This is a genomic window from Caballeronia sp. (assembly GCF_049581465.1).
Taxonomy (GTDB): domain Bacteria; phylum Pseudomonadota; class Gammaproteobacteria; order Burkholderiales; family Burkholderiaceae; genus Caballeronia.
The window spans coordinates 1-17,827 of record NZ_JBAUSA010000968.1 but is presented as its reverse complement, the minus strand read 5'-3'; the positions used below and the strand labels follow the sequence as shown (position 1 = coordinate 17,827).

General features: G+C 61.0%; 11 protein-coding genes and 2 pseudogenes. 8 read left to right on the top strand and 5 right to left on the bottom strand.

All coding sequences use genetic code 11. From position 1 onward, the window contains the following. Positions 1–193 precede the first annotated feature (193 nt). Together WCA53_RS23790 and WCA53_RS23785 are read right to left on the bottom strand one after the other, a co-directional pair. Entirely contained in the window at positions 194–1,579 is a 1,386-nt protein-coding gene (locus WCA53_RS23790) for an FAD-binding oxidoreductase (protein WP_423916242.1), read from the bottom strand. A gap of 41 nt (positions 1,580–1,620) precedes the next feature. Further along, positions 1,621–1,872, bottom strand: a pseudogene (locus WCA53_RS23785) (hypothetical protein); the annotation flags it as partial. Positions 1,873–2,252: 380 nt separating this feature from the next. Here WCA53_RS23785 and hutC point away from each other — a divergent pair. After that, entirely contained in the window at positions 2,253–3,026 is a 774-nt protein-coding gene (hutC, locus tag WCA53_RS23780) for a histidine utilization repressor (protein ID WP_423916240.1), read from the top strand. 66 nt (positions 3,027–3,092) lie between these two features. Here hutC and hutH read toward each other — a convergent pair whose 3' ends face one another. Continuing rightward, positions 3,093–4,625, bottom strand: coding sequence for a histidine ammonia-lyase (hutH, locus tag WCA53_RS23775; RefSeq protein WP_423916238.1), 1,533 nt, complete (start codon positions 4,623–4,625; stop codon positions 3,093–3,095). Positions 4,626–5,680: 1,055 nt separating this feature from the next. Here hutH and WCA53_RS23770 point away from each other — a divergent pair. The 7 genes from WCA53_RS23770 to WCA53_RS23740 all read left to right on the top strand — a co-directional run bounded on the left by WCA53_RS23770 (position 5,681) and on the right by WCA53_RS23740 (position 16,800). Further along, positions 5,681–6,190: a hypothetical protein gene (locus tag WCA53_RS23770; protein ID WP_423916236.1), complete on the top strand. Its 510-nt coding sequence runs from the start codon at positions 5,681–5,683 to the stop codon at positions 6,188–6,190. A 227-nt stretch (positions 6,191–6,417) separates the two neighbouring features. After that, positions 6,418–8,022, top strand: a complete 1,605-nt coding sequence (locus tag WCA53_RS23765) for an MFS transporter (RefSeq protein ID WP_423916233.1) — start codon at positions 6,418–6,420, stop codon at positions 8,020–8,022. 585 nt (positions 8,023–8,607) lie between these two features. Beyond that, positions 8,608–11,820, top strand: coding sequence for an efflux RND transporter permease subunit (locus tag WCA53_RS23760; RefSeq protein ID WP_423916231.1), 3,213 nt, complete (start codon positions 8,608–8,610; stop codon positions 11,818–11,820). Positions 11,821–11,848: 28 nt separating this feature from the next. Next, entirely contained in the window at positions 11,849–13,072 is a 1,224-nt protein-coding gene (locus WCA53_RS23755) for an efflux RND transporter periplasmic adaptor subunit (RefSeq protein WP_423916229.1), read from the top strand. Then, the gene (locus WCA53_RS23750; protein ID WP_423916227.1) at positions 13,069–14,565 is read left to right on the top strand and encodes an efflux transporter outer membrane subunit; all 1,497 of its coding nucleotides are present in this window, start codon (positions 13,069–13,071) and stop codon (positions 14,563–14,565) included. Before WCA53_RS23755 ends, WCA53_RS23750 begins: the two co-directional genes overlap by 4 nt. Positions 14,566–14,638: 73 nt before the next feature. Beyond that, positions 14,639–15,325 carry a heavy metal response regulator transcription factor gene (locus tag WCA53_RS23745; protein WP_423916225.1) on the top strand — a complete coding sequence of 229 codons (687 nt, stop codon included), beginning with the start codon at positions 14,639–14,641 and terminating at the stop codon, positions 15,323–15,325. Beyond that, the gene (locus WCA53_RS23740; RefSeq protein ID WP_423916244.1) at positions 15,325–16,800 is read left to right on the top strand and encodes a heavy metal sensor histidine kinase; all 1,476 of its coding nucleotides are present in this window, start codon (positions 15,325–15,327) and stop codon (positions 16,798–16,800) included. The genes WCA53_RS23745 and WCA53_RS23740 overlap by 1 nt, the downstream gene beginning before the upstream one ends. 238 nt (positions 16,801–17,038) lie before the next feature. Here the strand turns inward: WCA53_RS23740 and WCA53_RS23735 are convergent, their stop codons facing one another. Both WCA53_RS23735 and WCA53_RS23730 read right to left on the bottom strand, forming a co-directional pair. Then, positions 17,039–17,356 carry a DUF4148 domain-containing protein gene (locus tag WCA53_RS23735; protein ID WP_423916222.1) on the bottom strand — a complete coding sequence of 106 codons (318 nt, stop codon included), beginning with the start codon at positions 17,354–17,356 and terminating at the stop codon, positions 17,039–17,041. Between the two features lie 275 nt (positions 17,357–17,631). Beyond that, positions 17,632–17,827 (bottom strand): annotated as a pseudogene (locus tag WCA53_RS23730) (type II toxin-antitoxin system PemK/MazF family toxin); the annotation flags it as partial.

The following is a 17,827-nucleotide window of genomic DNA, read 5'->3' as shown; positions in this document are numbered from 1 at the left end:
CGCCAATTTTTAAGTGTCGTCGTTGCGCATTTCAGGCTGTTGGCCCGAACGTAGCACCGCCCCCACCCATCAACCCTCAGTTGAACACCCATCCCTAACTCATACGGCACGCACACGCTTCGCCTCCATGGCCCCACTCACCGTGCCGCTATCAGCAACACTGGTCGCTTCGCCCGTGGAGCACACCCCAACATCAAACCGGCGGCAGCACCTTACCGGGATTCAGAATATGCCGCGGATCAAGTGCATCCTTGATCGCACGCATGACGGCAAGCTCGCTCGGACTACGCGAATAGCCAAGGAACGGACGCTTCAACACGCCGATTCCATGCTCCGCCGATATCGACCCGCGATAGTTGCGCACAAGGCTGTACAGCACGTGATCCACCTCTTCCGCCGACACCCCCGGGATCGACCGGCCGTCGACGGTGACATGCAGGTTTGAATCGCCGATATGACCGAAATACACCGCGTAATGCCCGGGCCACCGGCGCGCAAAAACCTCCCGGCATGCATCCACGAAACGACCGATCTCGCCAATCGGCAAGCTCACGTCGAAGTTGATCGGATCGAGCTTGACCGGCAATTCCGCAGTCGCTTCACGGATCGCCCACAATGCCTGCGTCTCCGCTTGCGACTGCGCGACGACCGCATCCAGCAGTACGCCCGCCTCAAGCTGCGTGTTGAGCGCAGCGGCAAAGCGCTCGCCGCCATCATCGGAGAAACCTGCTTGCTCGATCAGCGCGTAGAGCGGATAGGCCGCGCCGAACGGCGATTGCTTCGTGCGCGAAAACGATACGCCAAAGTCGAAGAAGTCCGGCCACATGATTTCGAATGCGCCAACCTCATCGCCGAAATGCGCCTGCAACGCACGCAGCAAACCAACCGCGCTGTCGTAATCCTTAACGGCACAAAGAGCTGTACTGCGAGCAGCACGGCACGGCTTGAGTCGCAACACTGCGCGCGTAATGATCCCGAGCGTCCCCTCCGAACCAATAAACAAGTGCCGCAAATCGTAGCCCGTGTTGTTCTTCACCATCTTGCTCATCGAACTAAGCACGCTGCCATCAGCCGTGACAACTTCCAGCCCGAGGACCTGATCGCGCGCGGTTCCCGACTGGACCACGCGAACACCGCCGGCATTGGTCGCGAGGTTGCCGCCAATCTGGCACGAACCACGCGCGCCGAGATCAAGCGCAAATTCAAAACCCGCAGCAAGCGCGGCTTCCTGCACCGTCTGTAACGTGGTCCCTGCGAGCACGGTCATGGTCGCGGACGCAGGATCGATTTCCTCGATCCCCACCATGCGTTCCAGCGAAAGACAGATATCGCCGGATGAAGGGATAGCGCCCCCCGCGAGTCCAGTCAAGCCGCCCTGTGGTACGACGCCCTGACGCGCCTCGTTGCAAAGACGCAAGACAGTCGCGACTTCAGCGGTCGAACGTGGCAACGCCACGGCAAGCGGATTGCTCGTCGCCTTGCCACTCCAGTCCCCTAGATAACGCGCTTCGATCGCGTCTCCCGTTTTCACCGAGCCGGTGCCGAGCGCATCAACAAGTGCCTGTACGATTGGTTTCATCAATGTTCCTGTTACGCGCAAACGCAAGCTTAAGACCAAGCTCACGCTTGCGCGTGTTTCTTCCGATAACCCATTGAGTCGTTGATCCACCCAAGCATGGTGGCGCCAGCCGCGACGGGTTGGTAAAGCGGCTCTACGCCGCCAAGGCCGAGATCCCGCGGATCGACATTCGCGCCCTAGGTGGGATCGTAGAAGGTCGCGATCGAATAACAACCCTCTGAACCTACCCGCTGATGCCAAAGCTTAGCGGCCGGCGAGCTCTGTATATACCGCCAAATGGCGCTTCGCAAGCGAGCGGTGCTCGTGACATGGCAAAGCGCCCGTCAGAGCTAAGGTAAGCCGCAGTTTTGACACGCCTGGCAACGCAATTACACTGTATATACAGTCATGAAGAACCTCGTCGACGACGGCATGACGATGGCCGGTGGTCGTTGTGCCGCACGAAATGGGTTTTGCAGCACAGGTTGTCGATACAGTGTTTTTCATCGATCACGGCAAGATTGCCGCACGTGGCACGCCTGAGCAGGTTTTCGACGATACCGCGCAGCCGCGTCTCTCGCCAGTTCCTGCAGATCTACCTCGACCGGAATGCGTTCCGGACGCGTCGCGAGGAGCCGAAAGCCTGCTCCCTTTGAACGCGTTCATGCCCTTAGCCATCAGCAGGAAAATAAACATGAGCACACATAGCCACTTCAACGAAACCGCAGCCCCCGCCCCCGACGTAGCGCCGCTCGCGCGCTACGAGCGCGTGAAAGAGCATATTCGCACGCGTATCGTGTCGGGCGAATGGCGGCCGGGGGACCGCATTCCGTCGGAGATGACGCTGGTCGGCGAATTGGGGGTATCGCGAATGACGATCAACCGCGCGTTGCGCGAGTTGACCGAGCAAGGTGTGTTGGCGCGCTTCGCGGGGGTCGGGACGTTTATCGCGAAAGAAAAGCCGCAATCAACCTTGCTGATGATCGCGCATATCGGCGATGAAATCCGTGCGCGCGGCCATGAGTACCGCTATTCGATAGAACTCAGCGCGCGCGAGGCGGCGGCAAGCGACGTATCGGCGGCATTGGGGCTCGCGCCCGGCGCATCCGTCTTTCATGTGATTTGCGTGCATCGCGAGAATGGCGTGCCCGTGCAACTGGAAGATCGCTATGTGAATCCGGAAGCGGCGCCGCACTTTCTCGAACAGGATTTCGCGGCGGTGCGGCCCTCGGAGTACCTGTTCAATACGGTGCCGGCACACGAAGTCGAGCATGTGGTCGATGCAAACCTGCCCACTCGCGTCGACGCAAAGCTGCTGCAAATCGGCCTCGATCAACCGTGTCTCACGCTCGTGCGAAGGACCTGGTCACACGGTGCCGCGGTCACGTTCGCGCGCTTCGTGCATCCGGGCACGCGGTATCGGCTGGGCTGCCGGTTTAGCGGCGACAGCATGCAGCGACAAAGCTAAAACGGGCCGTGCTGCGTTGTTGCCCTGCGCGACAGCACGGCCCGTTTTTCACTTTGACATCTGCTTTTACAGCGCTTCTTCCGAAGCGAACTTGAACGGACAGAGCGCCGCGATCTTGCCACCCGTCACCTGCTTGTGGACCGCGACAATATCCGGCGCGAAGTAATGATCGAGTTCGTAGTGCTCAACTTCGCTACGGATGGATTTCATCACCGGTTCAAGGCGCGCGCTCGTCTTATTCGGCGCCCGCAAATCGACGCCTTGCGCTGCGGCCAGCAATTCGATCGCGAGAATATAGGCGGTGTTTTCGGCGATATCGCCCAGCTTGCGGGCGGCGAATGTCGCCATCGATACGTGGTCTTCCTGGTTCGCCGAGGTCGGCAGCGAATCGACGGAAGCGGGATGCGCCAGCGTTTTGTTCTCGGAGGCGAGCGACGCAGCCGTCACGTGCGCGATCATGAAACCCGAGTTCACGCCGCCATCGCGAACCAGGAACGGTGGCAGTCCTGACAAGGTAGCGTCGATCAGCAATGCGATCCGGCGCTCCGCCAGCGCACCGATTTCGGCGGCGGCGAGCGCGAGGTTATCGGCGGCGAAAGCGACGGGTTCCGCATGAAAATTACCGCCCGACAATACTTCGCCGGTGTCCGGGAAAATCAGCGGATTGTCCGAGACGGCGTTCGCTTCGATCAGCAGCACGTCGGCGGCGTGGCGCATCTGGTCGAGGCACGCGCCCATGACTTGCGGCTGGCATCGCAGGCTGTAGGGATCCTGCACTTTGTCGCAACCGGCGTGCGAAATGTTGATGCCCGAGCCTTCGAGCAACGTGCGGTACGCGGCGGCCGCTTCCATTTGTCCACGATGTCCGCGCAATGCGTGAATGCGGGCATCGAATGGCTTGATGGAGCCTTCGGCGGCATCGACCGAAAGCGCGCCGGACACGAGTCCCGTGCGGAACAGGTCTTCGATCGCGAACATGTTGTATAGCGCGAGCGCCGTGGACGCTTGCGTGCCGTTGAGCAGCGCGAGACCTTCCTTGGCTTGCAGCGTGAGAGGTTCCAGGCCGGCCACGCGCAGGCCGTCTAGCGCTGGCGCGCGTTCACCGCGAATGAACACGTCGCCGATACCCAGCAACATTGCCGACATGTGCGCGAGCGGGGCCAGATCGCCGGACGCGCCGACCGATCCCTTTACCGGAATCACGGGGAGAATATTGGCGTTGAACAACGTGACGAGCGCTTCCATCACGCGGCGACGGATGCCCGAATGACCGCGGCCGAGGCTTGAGAGCTTCAGCGCGATCAGGAGGCGCACGACGGGCGCGGACATTGGCTCACCGACACCGACGGCGTGTGACAAGACGAGGTTTCGTTGCAGGAGTTCGAGTTGCGCGTGCGGAATGTGCGTGCTTGCGAGCCGTCCGAAACCGGTATTGATGCCGTAGGCGGGCTCGCCCTTGGCCGCGATGTCCTCGACCGCTTGAGCGCAGGCGTCGATAGCGGCGAAACTGGCCGGATCGAGGGCGATCTGTACATTGGCGTCACGCGCGATGTGACGGAGTTGCGGCAGGGTCAGACCGCCGGGGGTCAGTTTGAGCATGGTGTCGTCCTTAAACTTGTCTATACAAGATGTCGTCGCCAGTTTAATGGAACAAAATCGGTATATACAAGTGGTATCGAAAAATCTTTGTTTCGGTTGGTGCGGCCCTTTGATTGATACCCCATCCCGGTTTCGATCCTGTATAGACTGCAGGATCTTGTGGCCCCTCGGGGGGCCATTCGTCAGGGGTTTGGGAGCGGAGTGGCGAGTGAGACGGAGATTTTAACTGCCGACCCACTAGCATGCGCTGCCGCTTGCGGCCACGGATTGGGCTTTCGAGGCGCAGCGTGTGCGCGCCGTTCGGGGTTGGGGAGGGTTTTCGAGTGCGCGTTGATGGGTGGAGGCCGTACTACGTTCGTGCCAAAAGCCTGGAATGCGCAACGATGACACTTAGGTATTGGCGGTTTGAACGCGTTTCTTTGCTTCGTTTCTTTGCGCGTTTGCCAAGAAATGAAGTCCCGCCCCGGATAGGGGCTAACAGAAATAAGCAAGAAAATACGACTTATGCAGAACGACCACGCGAGAAGAAGGACTCCACCCTAGCCCCACACTCGCCGCCGCCAGAACCGCCCGACCCCCTACGCCGGCGCCGCCAATATCACAATATAAGTGATCGTAGAAACCACGATGACACAAGCACCGGCCAGGACCTTCCTAGTATTGAATTCGACCAGCCCGTCGACACAGACACCTATACCGAGTACGGCCGCCAGGGTCCCAATCGTCGCAATCACCACTCGCAGATCACTCCATACTCGCGTGCGTCGCTCCGGATCGGCGTACTCTTTCCAGTGGTTCCAGTGGCTGAGTTTCATAACGGCCCCGCCGAAGCATTGATACTTAGAGTATATAAACGCTGCAACGCACATCAACTTGAATCGAACACAGCCGCGGAATAAGCCCGCATGTTCTATCGTTTACTCATGAGGCAAGCACGTCCCTACCGGCAAGCCGTTACCACCGCGGCGTGAACTTGCGTCAAGCAAACCGATGTGCTGGATGAGCGCGGTCAAGACCGCGCGTCGAAACGTCGGGGATTCATGCAGGACCCCATCATGGACAAACTACTTCGCTACGGGACCTTGCTCGTCTGTCTCGGCCTTTGCGCACCCGCACTCGCACAAACCTATGACGATCTATCCCCGCCGGACGACAGCGGCAATTGCCGCGCGGTCGCCGGGCAGGCGGAAATCGACGGCACGATGCAGCAGATCGTCGGACGCGCGTGCCTGCAACCGGACGGGACCTGGCAGATCGTGCAAGGCCCCGACGGTAACGTGCTGTGGTACCCGGTCGCGGCCTACCCGTATGCCGACCCCTGGTATTGGGGACCACCGCTTTTTATCGGCGTGGGTGCAGGCTTCTTCTTTGTCGATCGCTTTCACCACTTCCATCACTTTGACCATTTCCATCAGATGGATCACAACCACTTCGGGAGACCCATGGGCGCGGCCTTTCACGGCGGACAATTTCCCCATGGAGGCATGCACAATGGAGGCATGCACAATGGACCATTCGTGACGGGAGGCATGCACGGAGGCGGCAGCATGGGAGGGCACCGCTAGCAGAACCTTCCGCGCACCGGTGATTCACCCATCGAAGCCTCGACGGTCAGCCATTTGCGCTAAATTGGCTTGCCACTTTGGACGGGGAGTGCAACAGTCGTAGCGTCCGATAGCGCCGTGCTGGCGGCTCGCATGCTCACATGCGGCCAACAGTTCCTGCGGCACGTCGCACGTGGACACGTCGGTCGATACCGATCGGCGTGCCGCCGACACTTGCGGGGCACGCCATGACTCCCGGCATCGCTGCGTATGACCAAAGCAGGCAATTGCTGCCGTTTCGCGGATCGCTGATGGCCATGCTAGGCGTGGCATTCGTCGCAATGCTGGTCGCCCTCGACCAGACCATCGTCAGTACCGCGCTGCCGCGGATCGTGGCCGATCTCAAGGGCTTCGATTTATACGCGTGGGTCGCCACGTCGTACATGCTGATGTCCGTGATCACGATCCCCATCTTCGGCCGTCTTGGCGACCTCTTCGGGCGCAAGCCTTTCCTTCTCGCGGCAATCGTCGTCTTCACCGTAGCCTCAGTGTTGTGCGGCATGGCCACCAACATGCTGTTCCTCGTGATTGCGCGCGGCCTGCAGGGCATTGGCGGAGGCATTTTGATCGGTACGGTGTTCGCGACTGTGGCCGACCTGTTCCCCGACCCAAAGCTGCGTTTGCGCTGGCTGGTGTTCGTCACTTCGGCGTTCGGCCTTGCCAACATTGTTGGACCGACGCTCGGCGGTGCGCTGACCCAGTACGGCGGATGGCGGCTTGTTTTCTTCGTCAACGTTCCGATCGGCCTCGTCTCGCTGCTGTTTGTCCACCGCTTCCTGCCGCACCTGCGTCACTTGCGGCTGGCCGGCCCGTTACGCCTTGACTGGCTCGGCGCGTTCGTAGTCGCGGTGACCTTCGGGGCGCTGCAGTTGATGATCGAGTTGTTGCCTAAGGAGGGCATGAGCACGATGACCATCACGCTCGGTTCCATCACGGCCGTGTGCGCACTGACGTTGTGGTTCTGGGAAAAGCGGATGGGCTACCCGATCGTACCGGTCGACATGCTGTTGGATCGCAAGTTGGCCGCGCTCTTCGCGATGTCGGTGCTAGGCGGCTTCGCGTTGTTTTCGCTGGTCTTCTACGTGCCGCTCCTGTTCCAGGGCGGCTATGCGATGTCTCCGCACGCCTCGGGCATGCTGATCACCCCGCTCCTGCTGGGCACGACTGTTGGCAGTGTCCTCAACAATCGTATAGTCACGCGGCTGCGGCGAGCAAACGCGATCATGTACATCGGCTTCGCGCTGTCGGCAATCGCGTGTCTCAGCGTGGTCGCGTTGAAGGGCACCGAACCTCATATTGTCTGGATGGCGTGCATGGGCGTCAGCGGGCTCGGCTTGGGTTTGGTGGGAACGAGCCTTACGATTTGTTCGCAGCAGATTGTTGCGCGCGACCATCTTGGCGCTGCCACTGCGTTGTTGCAATCGCTTAGAACGTTCGGCGGGATGCTTGGCACCGTGATGACTGGTGCGTTGCTGGGTCATCTGTACGCGCGAGGTGTGCATCGATCGCTGGATTCCTACCAGGCGACGGAGTGGTTCAAGTCGTTCGCGAGTCCTGAGTTGCTGGTTGACCGTGCGGAGCAGGCTGCATTGATCAATCGTCTGGTCAATGCCGGTCATGCTGGCGATGCAATGATGAGCGCGGCGCGCGGCGCACTGGTGGAGTCGATCCATGTGGGCCTTGCCGTGGCGACCTTGGCGGCCCTTGTCGGGTTGTGTCTTGCGTGGTTCGTGCCGCCGGTGCGGGTGAGTGGGCCGGAGGCCGATGTACGAATCGGGGAGGGCCGAGCTTAGGGCGATACGGGGGGCGGCGGCGTGGAGGTCGGTGCAACCTCCGGCCGAACAACGCGAACAGCGGCGATTGCCGTTCGCGGCAATGGGATTGGGGCTTTCGAGGCGAAGCGAGTGCGCGCCGTTTGCGTGAGCGGAGGGTGTTCGATTGCGCGTTGATGGGTGGGAGCCGCGCTACGTTCGTGCCAAAAACCTGAAATGACTGACGACGACACTTAAAAATTGGCGGTTTAAAACGCGTTTCTTTGCTTCGTTTCTTTGCGCGTTTGCAAAGAAATGAAGTCCCGCCCCGGATAGGGGCTAACAGAAATAAGCAAGAAAATACTACCTATGCAGAACGACCACGCTAGCAGAAGGACTCCACCCTAGCCCCACACTCGCCGCCAGCAGCACCCCAAATCCCCCAGCGCGCCCAAACCGTGCGTTCCCTGACTTTTCTGCCAGTTTCGTGCCACGTTGACGTTGGTGCCTACGCTCTACCATGTCGCTTGTCACCGATTTCGGTCCGGCGTCGCTGTACGTTTTACACTTGACGTTAGCGGCCTGCCGAACTCATCTTTCCTTCCAGTCCTTTCCGAGCGCACCTCAATGTGGATAGTCAACGTTGCGCTAAAGCGGCCATATACGTTTATCGTGATGGCCCTCATGATCCTGCTGGCAACGCCTTTCGTTATTCTAACAATGCCTGTCGATGTCCTTCCTGACATCAACATCCCTGTGGTCAGCATTATCTGGAATTACACCGGCCTGTCAGCGCAGGACGTAGCAAACCGCATTACGTCCGTCAATGAACGCAGCCTGACGACCACGGTCAACGACATCGAGCATATCGAGTCGCAGTCGCTGCCGGGCATCGCGGTCATCAAGCTGTTCCTTCAGCCGACCGCAAGCATTCAGACGGCCATCGCCCAGACTGTCGCGGTCGAGCAAGCGCAGTTGAAGCAAATGCCGCCGGGCGCCACGCCACCGCTTGTGATCAGCTACTCGGCGTCGAGTATCCCGGTGATCCAGTTGGGTCTGTCGAGCCCGGTCATGTCCGAGCAAAGCCTCAACGACACAGCGCTCAACTTCCTGCGCCCCCAGCTCGTGACGATTCCCGGCGCCGCCGTGCCCTACCCTTACGGCGGCAAGTCGCGAGTGATCTCGGTTGACCTCGACACACGCGCGCTGCTTGCGAAGGGCCTCACGCCAAGCGACGTCGTGAGTGCGGTGAACGCGCAGAACCTGATCCTTCCGACCGGCACGGCCAAGATCGGCGCGAAGGAATATACGGTCGACATGAACGGGTCGCCCGCGACCATCGCGGGGCTCAACGACATTCCCGTGCGCACGCTCAACGGCGCGACCACCTACCTGCGCGAGGTCGCTCATGTACGCGACGGCTTCTCGCCCCAGACCAACGTCGTGCGCCAGAACGGCCAGCGCGGCGTGCTGATTTCGGTGCTTAAGAACGGCTCGGCATCGACCCTTTCCATTGTCCATACGCTTCGTGACCTGCTACCAGCCGCGCGCGCGGCACTACCCCCCGAACTGAAGATCACGGCGCTCTTCGACCAATCCGTGTTCGTCACGGCGGCCGTGCAGGGCGTGATTCGCGAGGCCGCAATCGCCGCCGCACTGACCGCCGCGATGATCCTGCTGTTCCTCGGCAACTGGCGCAGCACTTGCATCATCGCGATCTCGATTCCGCTGTCCATTCTTTCGTCGCTGATCGCGCTGCATGCGCTCGGCCAGACCATCAACATCATGACGCTCGGCGGGCTCGCGCTCGCGGTCGGTATTCTCGTTGACGATGCGACGGTGACGATCGAGAACATCGAGCGGCACTTGCACATGGGCACGAAACTACACGACGCGATCCTGGAAGGGGCGGGCGAAATTGCAATCCCTGCTCTTGTCTCGACGTTGTGCATCTGTATTGTGTTCGTGCCGATGTTCTTCCTGACCGGCGTGGCGCGCTATCTGTTCGTGCCACTCGCGGAAGCCGTCGTGTTCGCCATGCTCGCCTCCTACATCCTTTCGCGTACGCTCGTGCCGACCATGGCGATGCTGCTGATGGGACACGCGCACAAGCCCAAGAAGGGCGTGAAGCCTAACGTGTTCATGCAGCTCTACCATCGCTTCGATGCCGGCTTCGAGCGCATGCGCGCCGCCTACATCGTGATCCTGAGCACCCTGCTCGTGCGCCGCCGCGTGTTCGGGGCGGGATTTCTCGCCTTTTGCGTGCTCTCGGTTGGCCTCGTATTCGTGCTCGGCGAGGACTTCTTTCCGACCGTCGACGCGGGCGACATACGCCTGCATATGCGCGCGCCGACCGGCACGCGCATCGAGGAAACCGCGCGACTGGCCGACGACGTCGAGAAGGTGATCCGGCAAGTCGTTCCCGCGTCGGAACTGGAGACGATCCTCGACAACCTCGGGCTGCCCTATAGCGGTATCAACCTGTCCTATAGCAACGCAGGCACCATTGGCACGCTGGACGGCGAAATCCAGATCGCGCTCAAGGAAGACCACAAGCCGACGCAGGGTTACATCGACCGTTTGCGCGCGATCCTGCCGCAGCGTTTTCCGGGCGTGGAATTCTTTTTCCAGCCCGCCGATATCGTCACGCAGATCCTGAACTTCGGCTTGCCGGCGGCTATCGACGTGCAAATTGCCGGCGCCGACCAGCGCGCCAATTTCCAGGTCGCCGCCAAGCTGTTGAAACAGGTCCGCTTGATTCCGGGTACGGTCGACACGCATATCCAGCAGAAGCTCGATGAGCCGACGATCAACCTGCAGATGGACCGCACGCGCCTGCAGCAGTTGAACCTGAGCGCAAACAATGTGGCGCAGAACGTGCTCATTTCCCTGTCGGGCAGTACGCAGACCGCGCCCGCTTTCTGGTTCAACGAGAAGAACGGCGTGGAGTACAACCTCGCGATCCAGACGCCGCAATATCAAATCTCGTCCATCGACGAACTGCTCCGCACGCCAGTCTCGGGTAGCGCGAACGGCCCGACGCAGTTGCTGGGCAACCTGGTGCGGGTCTCGCCGAAAAACGAGTTTGCTCAAGTCACGCACTACAACATCAGGCCGGTGATCGACCTGTATGTGAGCGCTGAAGGACGTGACCTGGGCAGTATCGCGGCGCAGGTCGACAAACTGGTCGATCAAGCCCGCCAGGCACTGCCCAAGGGCAGCGTGATCACGGTGCGCGGGCAGGTCCAGACCATGCGCTCCTCGTTCTTCGGTCTCGGCGTCGGCGTGGCCATGGCCATCGTCCTGGTGTACTTGCTGATCGTGGTGAACTTCCAGTCGTGGGTGGATCCGCTAATCATCGTCAGTGCGTTGCCGGCGGCGCTCGCAGGCATCATGTGGATGCTGTTCCTGACGGGCACCCACCTGAGCGTACCGGCGCTGACCGGGGCCATCATGACAATGGGGGTGGCCACCGCCAACAGTATCCTGATGGTCGCCTTCGCCCGTCAGCGCCTGCAGGCAGGCGCGCCGCCCCTGACTGCCGCACTCGAAGCGGGCGCGAGCCGGATCCGTCCGGTGCTGATGACAGCGTTCGCCATGATCATCGGCATGATTCCGATGGCGCTGGGACTGGGCGAAGGCTCGGAGCAGAACGCGCCGCTGGGTCGCGCGGTCATCGGCGGACTGCTGTTTGCCACCATTTCCACGCTGTTTTTTGTGCCCGTCATTTTCGCCAGCATCCATAGCCGTCTCGAACGCCGCAAAGCGGAACGCGGCGACGATCAAGAGGATGACGAAGAAGGCAGCGGCCCGCATCCCGACCACGGCAAGCCCGCCTGACGCCCCGATCAACTAAAAGCTTACCGACATGACCGAGAAAACCCACGCATCCCTCGCGATCCCAGCACGGGAATCCGACCAAGGGCACGCACTACCGCCGCGCCACCGCGAATGGCGACGCGCGCAGATCGCGATCGTCATCGTGCTCGTGTTGCTCTTGATCGGCGCGATTCGCACCGTGGTCGCGCGCATGCTGAACGACCACGCGGTCCAGGCTGCGACCACGCAAAACGCCAAGCAATACGTGAACGTGGAATTGCCGAAGCAGGCGGATGGTGCGGGCGACACGCTGCTGCCCGGCACCTTGCGCGGCTTTGTCGAGTCGCCGATCTATGCGCGCTCGACGGGCTATTTGCTGCACTGGTATGTCGATATCGGTGCACATGTGAAGCAGGGACAATTGCTCGCCGACCTCGATACGCCGGAGATCGACCAGGAGCTTGCCCAAGCCATCGCGCAGCGCGAGCAGACCGCCTCGAGCCTCGTGCTTGCGAAGTCCTCCCTGGATCGCTGGCAGCAGTTGCGTCAACGCGACGCGGTATCGCAGCAGGAACTCGATGAGCGCCAGAGCACCTACAACCAGGGCATGGCCAACCTCGACGCCGCCGACGCCAACGTGCGGCGCCTTCGCCAACTCGAATCGTTCAAGCGCATCCTCGCGCCGTTCGCGGGCGTGGTGACGCAACGTAACGTGGATGTCGGGGACCTGATCGACGCGGGCAGCGGCACGAGCCGCGCACTGTTCGCGCTCGCGCAGTCCGACCCGCTGCGTGTCTACGTGCAACTGCCGCAGGCTTATGCGCAAGGCATAGCCGACGGCCAGCAGGTAGTCGTCACACAGGCCGAGTTGCCTGAGCAGCAATTCCACGGTTCGATCACGCACATTGCCGGCGCGATCGACGTCCCGACGCGCTCGCTGCAGATCGAGGTGACGCTACCCAATCCCGATGGCAAGCTGCGACCCGGCGCCTATGTCCAGGTCGCCCTGCAGGCCGTCGCGCATGCACGCTTGCTGGTCCCGGGCAATGCGCTGTTGTTTCGCGCAGAAGGGCCTCGGCTTGCTGTCGTCGACGCCAACGGCGTCGTGAAGCTGCACAAGGTCCTGATCGCGCAGGATCTCGGCCAGACGCTCGAGATCGAGAGCGGCATCGAACCGACCGACCAGGTCATCATCAACCCGAGCGACTCGGTAGCCGACGGCGATCACGTGGTGATAGCGAAGCCATCGGGCAAGCAGGGAGCCACATCGTGAGACGGCTTGGTCTTTTGCTTGGAAGCGCGGCACTGCTCTCGGCGTGTACGGTGGGACCCGACTACAAGCGGCCCGTGGCCGAAGCGCCGCCGGCATGGCATACCGACGGGTACTGGCGCGTCGCTCAGCCTTCGCATGCACCGCTCACGCCGACCTGGTGGCTGGCGTTTGGCGAGCCCATTCTCGACGGCCTCGAACAGCAGGCGCTCGCGCAAAACCAGACGCTTCAGTTGGCGAGCGCTCATTACGCCCAGGCCCGCTCGACCCTCGCCAACACGAGCGCGCAGCTGGTGCCCGAGGTCGACGCCACCGGCGTGGCGCAGCGTCTGCGCGTCTCCGCGAACCGGCCGCTCACCAATTACACGGTGCCGAATCAGTCGACCGTACAGAACAACTTTCAGATCGGTCCATCGATCAATTACGACACTGACTTGTTCGGCCGGATTCGTCGTGAGGTAGAAAGCGATACAGCCGCTGCGCAACAATCCGGAGACGACCTGGCTAACGCCAGACTCGTGCTGACGACCGATCTCGCGACCGATTACTTCTCGATGCGCGAGCTGGACTCCGAGATCGATGTGCTGACGCGCTCGGTCGCGTTACAGCAAAAGGCGCTCGACTACGTGACGACCGAGCACGACCTGGGCTCGGTGTCCGGTCTCGACGTGCTCCAGCAGCAAGCGTTGCTCGACCAGACCCGCGTGCAGGCGCAGTTGCTGCAGAACACGCGCGCGCAGTTTGAACATGCGATCGCGGCGCTCGTCGGCGTGCCCGCGCCGCAGTTCTCGATTGAGCCGAAGGTGATCGCCGGCACGCTGCCGGAAATCCCGCTGGGGTTGCCCAGCGACCTCATGCAGCGCCGGCCCGACGTTGCATCGGCCGAACGCGCCATGGCTGCTGCCAATGCGAAAATCGGCGAGGCTAAGGCAGCCTTCTTCCCGAGCCTCACGCTGATGCCGAGTATCGGTTTCGAGGCCACGCAACTGGCGTCGCTCTTTACCGCGCCAAGCCTCTTGTGGACGCTGGGAGCCACGGTCGGACAAGTCATATTCGACGGCGGCCGGCGCTCAGCGAACGTCGACTTCGCCAGCGAAGGCTATCAGGCTGCGGAAGCCAACTATCGCCAAACGGTGCTCGATGCGTTCCAGCAAGTGCAGGACGGGGTCACGGGGCTGTCGGTGCTCGATGTGGCGTCGAAGCAGTCGCGCGCTGCTGTCGACGATGCCCAGAAACTGCTGTCGCTCGCTAATGACCGATACTCGGGCGGCCTCGTCGCCTATCTCGACGTGATCACTGCGCAGCAGTCGCTTCTGACGAGCCAGCGGCAGGACGTGCAGATTCACGGCCAGCAACTGACGTTGGAGGTGTCCCTGGTAAAGGCGTTGGGCGGCGGCTGGGATGGTACCCCCGGTCCCGGCGAGGCGCTCGCGGGTGCTGCGAAGAACAGCAATCCGGCGGCCGGCAAGCAGGAGGTCGCCAAGCAGTCGGAATGACCGGAGACGACGAAGACGGTAAAAGAGAGCGGCCGCAGGCTCACTATAATCATGACAGAGAGACAGGTGCCCGATGAAAGTACTCATAGTTGAAGACGAACACAAGGTTGTGGACTACCTCCGTTCAGGGCTGACCGAGCAGGGCTGGGTCGTGGATGTTGCTCTTGACGGTGAGGAAGGCACGCATCTCGCGACCGAGTTCGACTACGACGTCATCGTCCTGGATGTGATGCTGCCCAAGCGCGACGGCTTCAGCGTGCTCAAGTCGCTGCGCGCCCACAAGTCGACACCAGTGATCATGCTGACCGCGCGCGATCATGTGAACGACCGGGTGCGCGGCTTGCGTGAAGGTGCCGACGACTACCTCACCAAGCCGTTTTCATTCCTTGAACTCGTCGAGCGACTCCATGCGCTTGCGCGTCGCACGCGGGTGCAGGAATCGACCCTGATCCTCGTAGGCGATCTGTATGTCGACCTGATTGGCCGCCGTGCCACGCGCGACGGCATGCGCCTCGATCTTACCGCCAAGGAATTCCAGTTGCTAAGCGTGCTTGCACGGCGACACGGCGATATCCTGTCGAAAATCGCCATCACCGAACTGGTCTGGGAAGTGAGCTTCGAAAGCCACACGAATGTGGTCGAGACAGCCATCAAGCGTTTGCGCGCGAAGCTTGACGGACCGTTCCAGACCAAGTTGCTCCACACAGTACGCGGCATGGGCTACGTCCTGGAAGTGCGCGAGGAGGCAAATTCATCATGATGCCTAAATCGATTGCCCGCCGGCTCGCGCTGATGTTCGCGCTGGTCGCGCTGCTGGTCTTCACCGTTGTCGGCACGGCGCTCTTCCTCGTGTTGCGGGTCCAACTGGACCGGCATCTGCGCGAGTCGCTGGACGATCGTACCGAGATCGCGCGAATCATCGTCTTTCATGCGGGCACGCCTGAAAAATGGAAGATGACGCGGGAGAAGCTCAGCGACATCACACCCCGTGACGGCAGCGCCCGGTACTACGTAACGGCCCCCAACGGAACGTTCAGCTATGGTGCGCCGATCACCGGAGCGCTCACGAGCACCTCGCCCGACGGCTATACCATCTCGCGTCCGGCCGCATGCCCCAACGACATGCTCACACGTACCCTGACCATTCCCGCATACGGCAACCGGCCACCGGTGCGGATGCAGGTGGCGCTTAGCAACGGCCCCAATGTGCGCACGATGCGCTCGTTCGCCTTCGCACTCGCGTCCCTTAGCGCGCTCGGCAGCCTTGCCATGTTGATGCTGGGTTATTACGTCGCGCGATTCGGCCTCGCGCCGCTCACGCGACTGACAAAGGAAGCCTCCGAGATCAGCCCGAACAACCGTTCGCAGCGGTTGAACACCCATGCCCTTCCCTTTGAACTCAATGACCTCGCGATCTCGTTCAATGGCGCGCTAGAACGCCTCGATGTCGCATACGGACGGCTCGAGTCGTTCAACGCGGACGTCGCGCACGAGTTGCGAACGCCGGTCACGATTCTTATCGGCCAGACGGAAGTGGCGCTCACCCGCAACCGGTCGGTCAGCGAGTTGCGACAGACCCTGCAGTCGAATCTCGAGGAATTCGGGCGCATGCGGGAGATCATCAACGACATGCTGTTCCTCGCGCGTGCTGACCAGGGCGAGTTGGCGACCCAGCTAGTAGAAGTATCGCTGGCTTCGGAGGTAGCGCACACACTGGAATTCCTGGAGTTGCCACTCGATGAGGCGCATGTCCGCGCGACCTTGACCGGCGACGCAAACGCGCTCGTGAACAAGTCGCTGTTCGGACGGGCGCTGACGAACCTGGTGATGAACGCGGTCCAGCACTCCACGAGCGGTACTATTATTTCCGTCTCGATCGTGCGTGAGGACGAGCAGATCCGCGTCGCGGTATCGAACCCAGGAGCCGCGATTCAGCCTGCCTTACTGGGCCATTTGTTCGACCGTTTCTATCGAGTGGAATTGTCGCGGACCAATAGCCGCGAAAATCATGGACTCGGTCTGGCGATCGTCAAGGCCGTCGCTGATATGCACCGCGGGACCGTTTCAGCAAGCAGCGAGAACGGGATTAATACATTCGCGTTTTCGATCGCTGCAGGCGTACGGGTGCAGCATGCGAGAGAACGGGCAGTGCACGCCGCAAAGGCCGGCATACAGGCGCCAGAGGTTTTGAACGCCAAACCAACGACAGAACAGGCGGCCGGGCCGCTCGCCTGAACCCCTCTTTCGGAACTGCTGTGCTGTACTACCGCCCGGCAGTTCAGCGTTACATGCGCCGCACGTAAAAAAGCCCAGACTGAGCTGGGCAATCCATCGGCATGAACACCGGTGGAGGAGGTTCTGAAAGTCTGGAAGCAAGCGCATAGCTATCGGTCACGATAGCCACCCGCTTTGCGTTCTGCCGCGCGGCGCAAGAGCGTCGCCGATGCTTATTGGCTGAATTTATTCGCCCAACTTATTGGCCAAAGTAGACCGGCTTCAGACCGGGAGTCGCTACTTGACGTGTGGCACCCGATGTCGCCGCTGCATTGGCTACACCACCGTAGCTGGTCGCGGCAGCGCCGTCTTGAGCGGCTACTTTTGCTTCGGCAGCCTGGATGCCTGCCGGATACGTCGCATTGTCGCTTGTCGCTGGGTTGTAGCCGGCCTTTTCGATCTGAACCAGTTGCGCTTTTACTTCGGCGCGAGTCAAAGGTTGATTCGATTGAGCGAACGACGACACGGCAGGCACAGCCAAAACGGCTGCAAGGACGAGTGATTGAACGAGTTTCATGATGATTTCCTCCGTCTTGTTTTCGCAAACAGCCCTGTTTGCGTTTCAGTGAATTCAGTATAAGTAAGCAGACGCTTAGGATTAACCCCTATGCGCACAAATCATTGTTGTCGTTTTAGGTGTTAACCCGTATTCACTGGATGTTTTCTCCGAGGCGAGTAAGCCGCTGCCTCAAATTCGCGAAGGCGCTTTCAGACATCCTGTTTAGGTAGCTGATAGAACGGGGTGAGTTGGGCGCTCGCGACGAAAAAGGCGCCGTCTCCGGCGCCTTTTTCTTATAGATCGAGGAACATCTTGACCGCGTATCTGGCGGCCTCCATCTCTTCGTCCGTCGCTCGCTCGCCTTCGAATTTAAATTCCCTGGCCCTGAAGGAGAGGGACTTCAATTGATCGACGAGCGCGACACCTGGCCTTGCGAGACTGGAGATTGGAATCTCCGTCTCCCACCCTCTCACGGAAGAGGTGATAGGC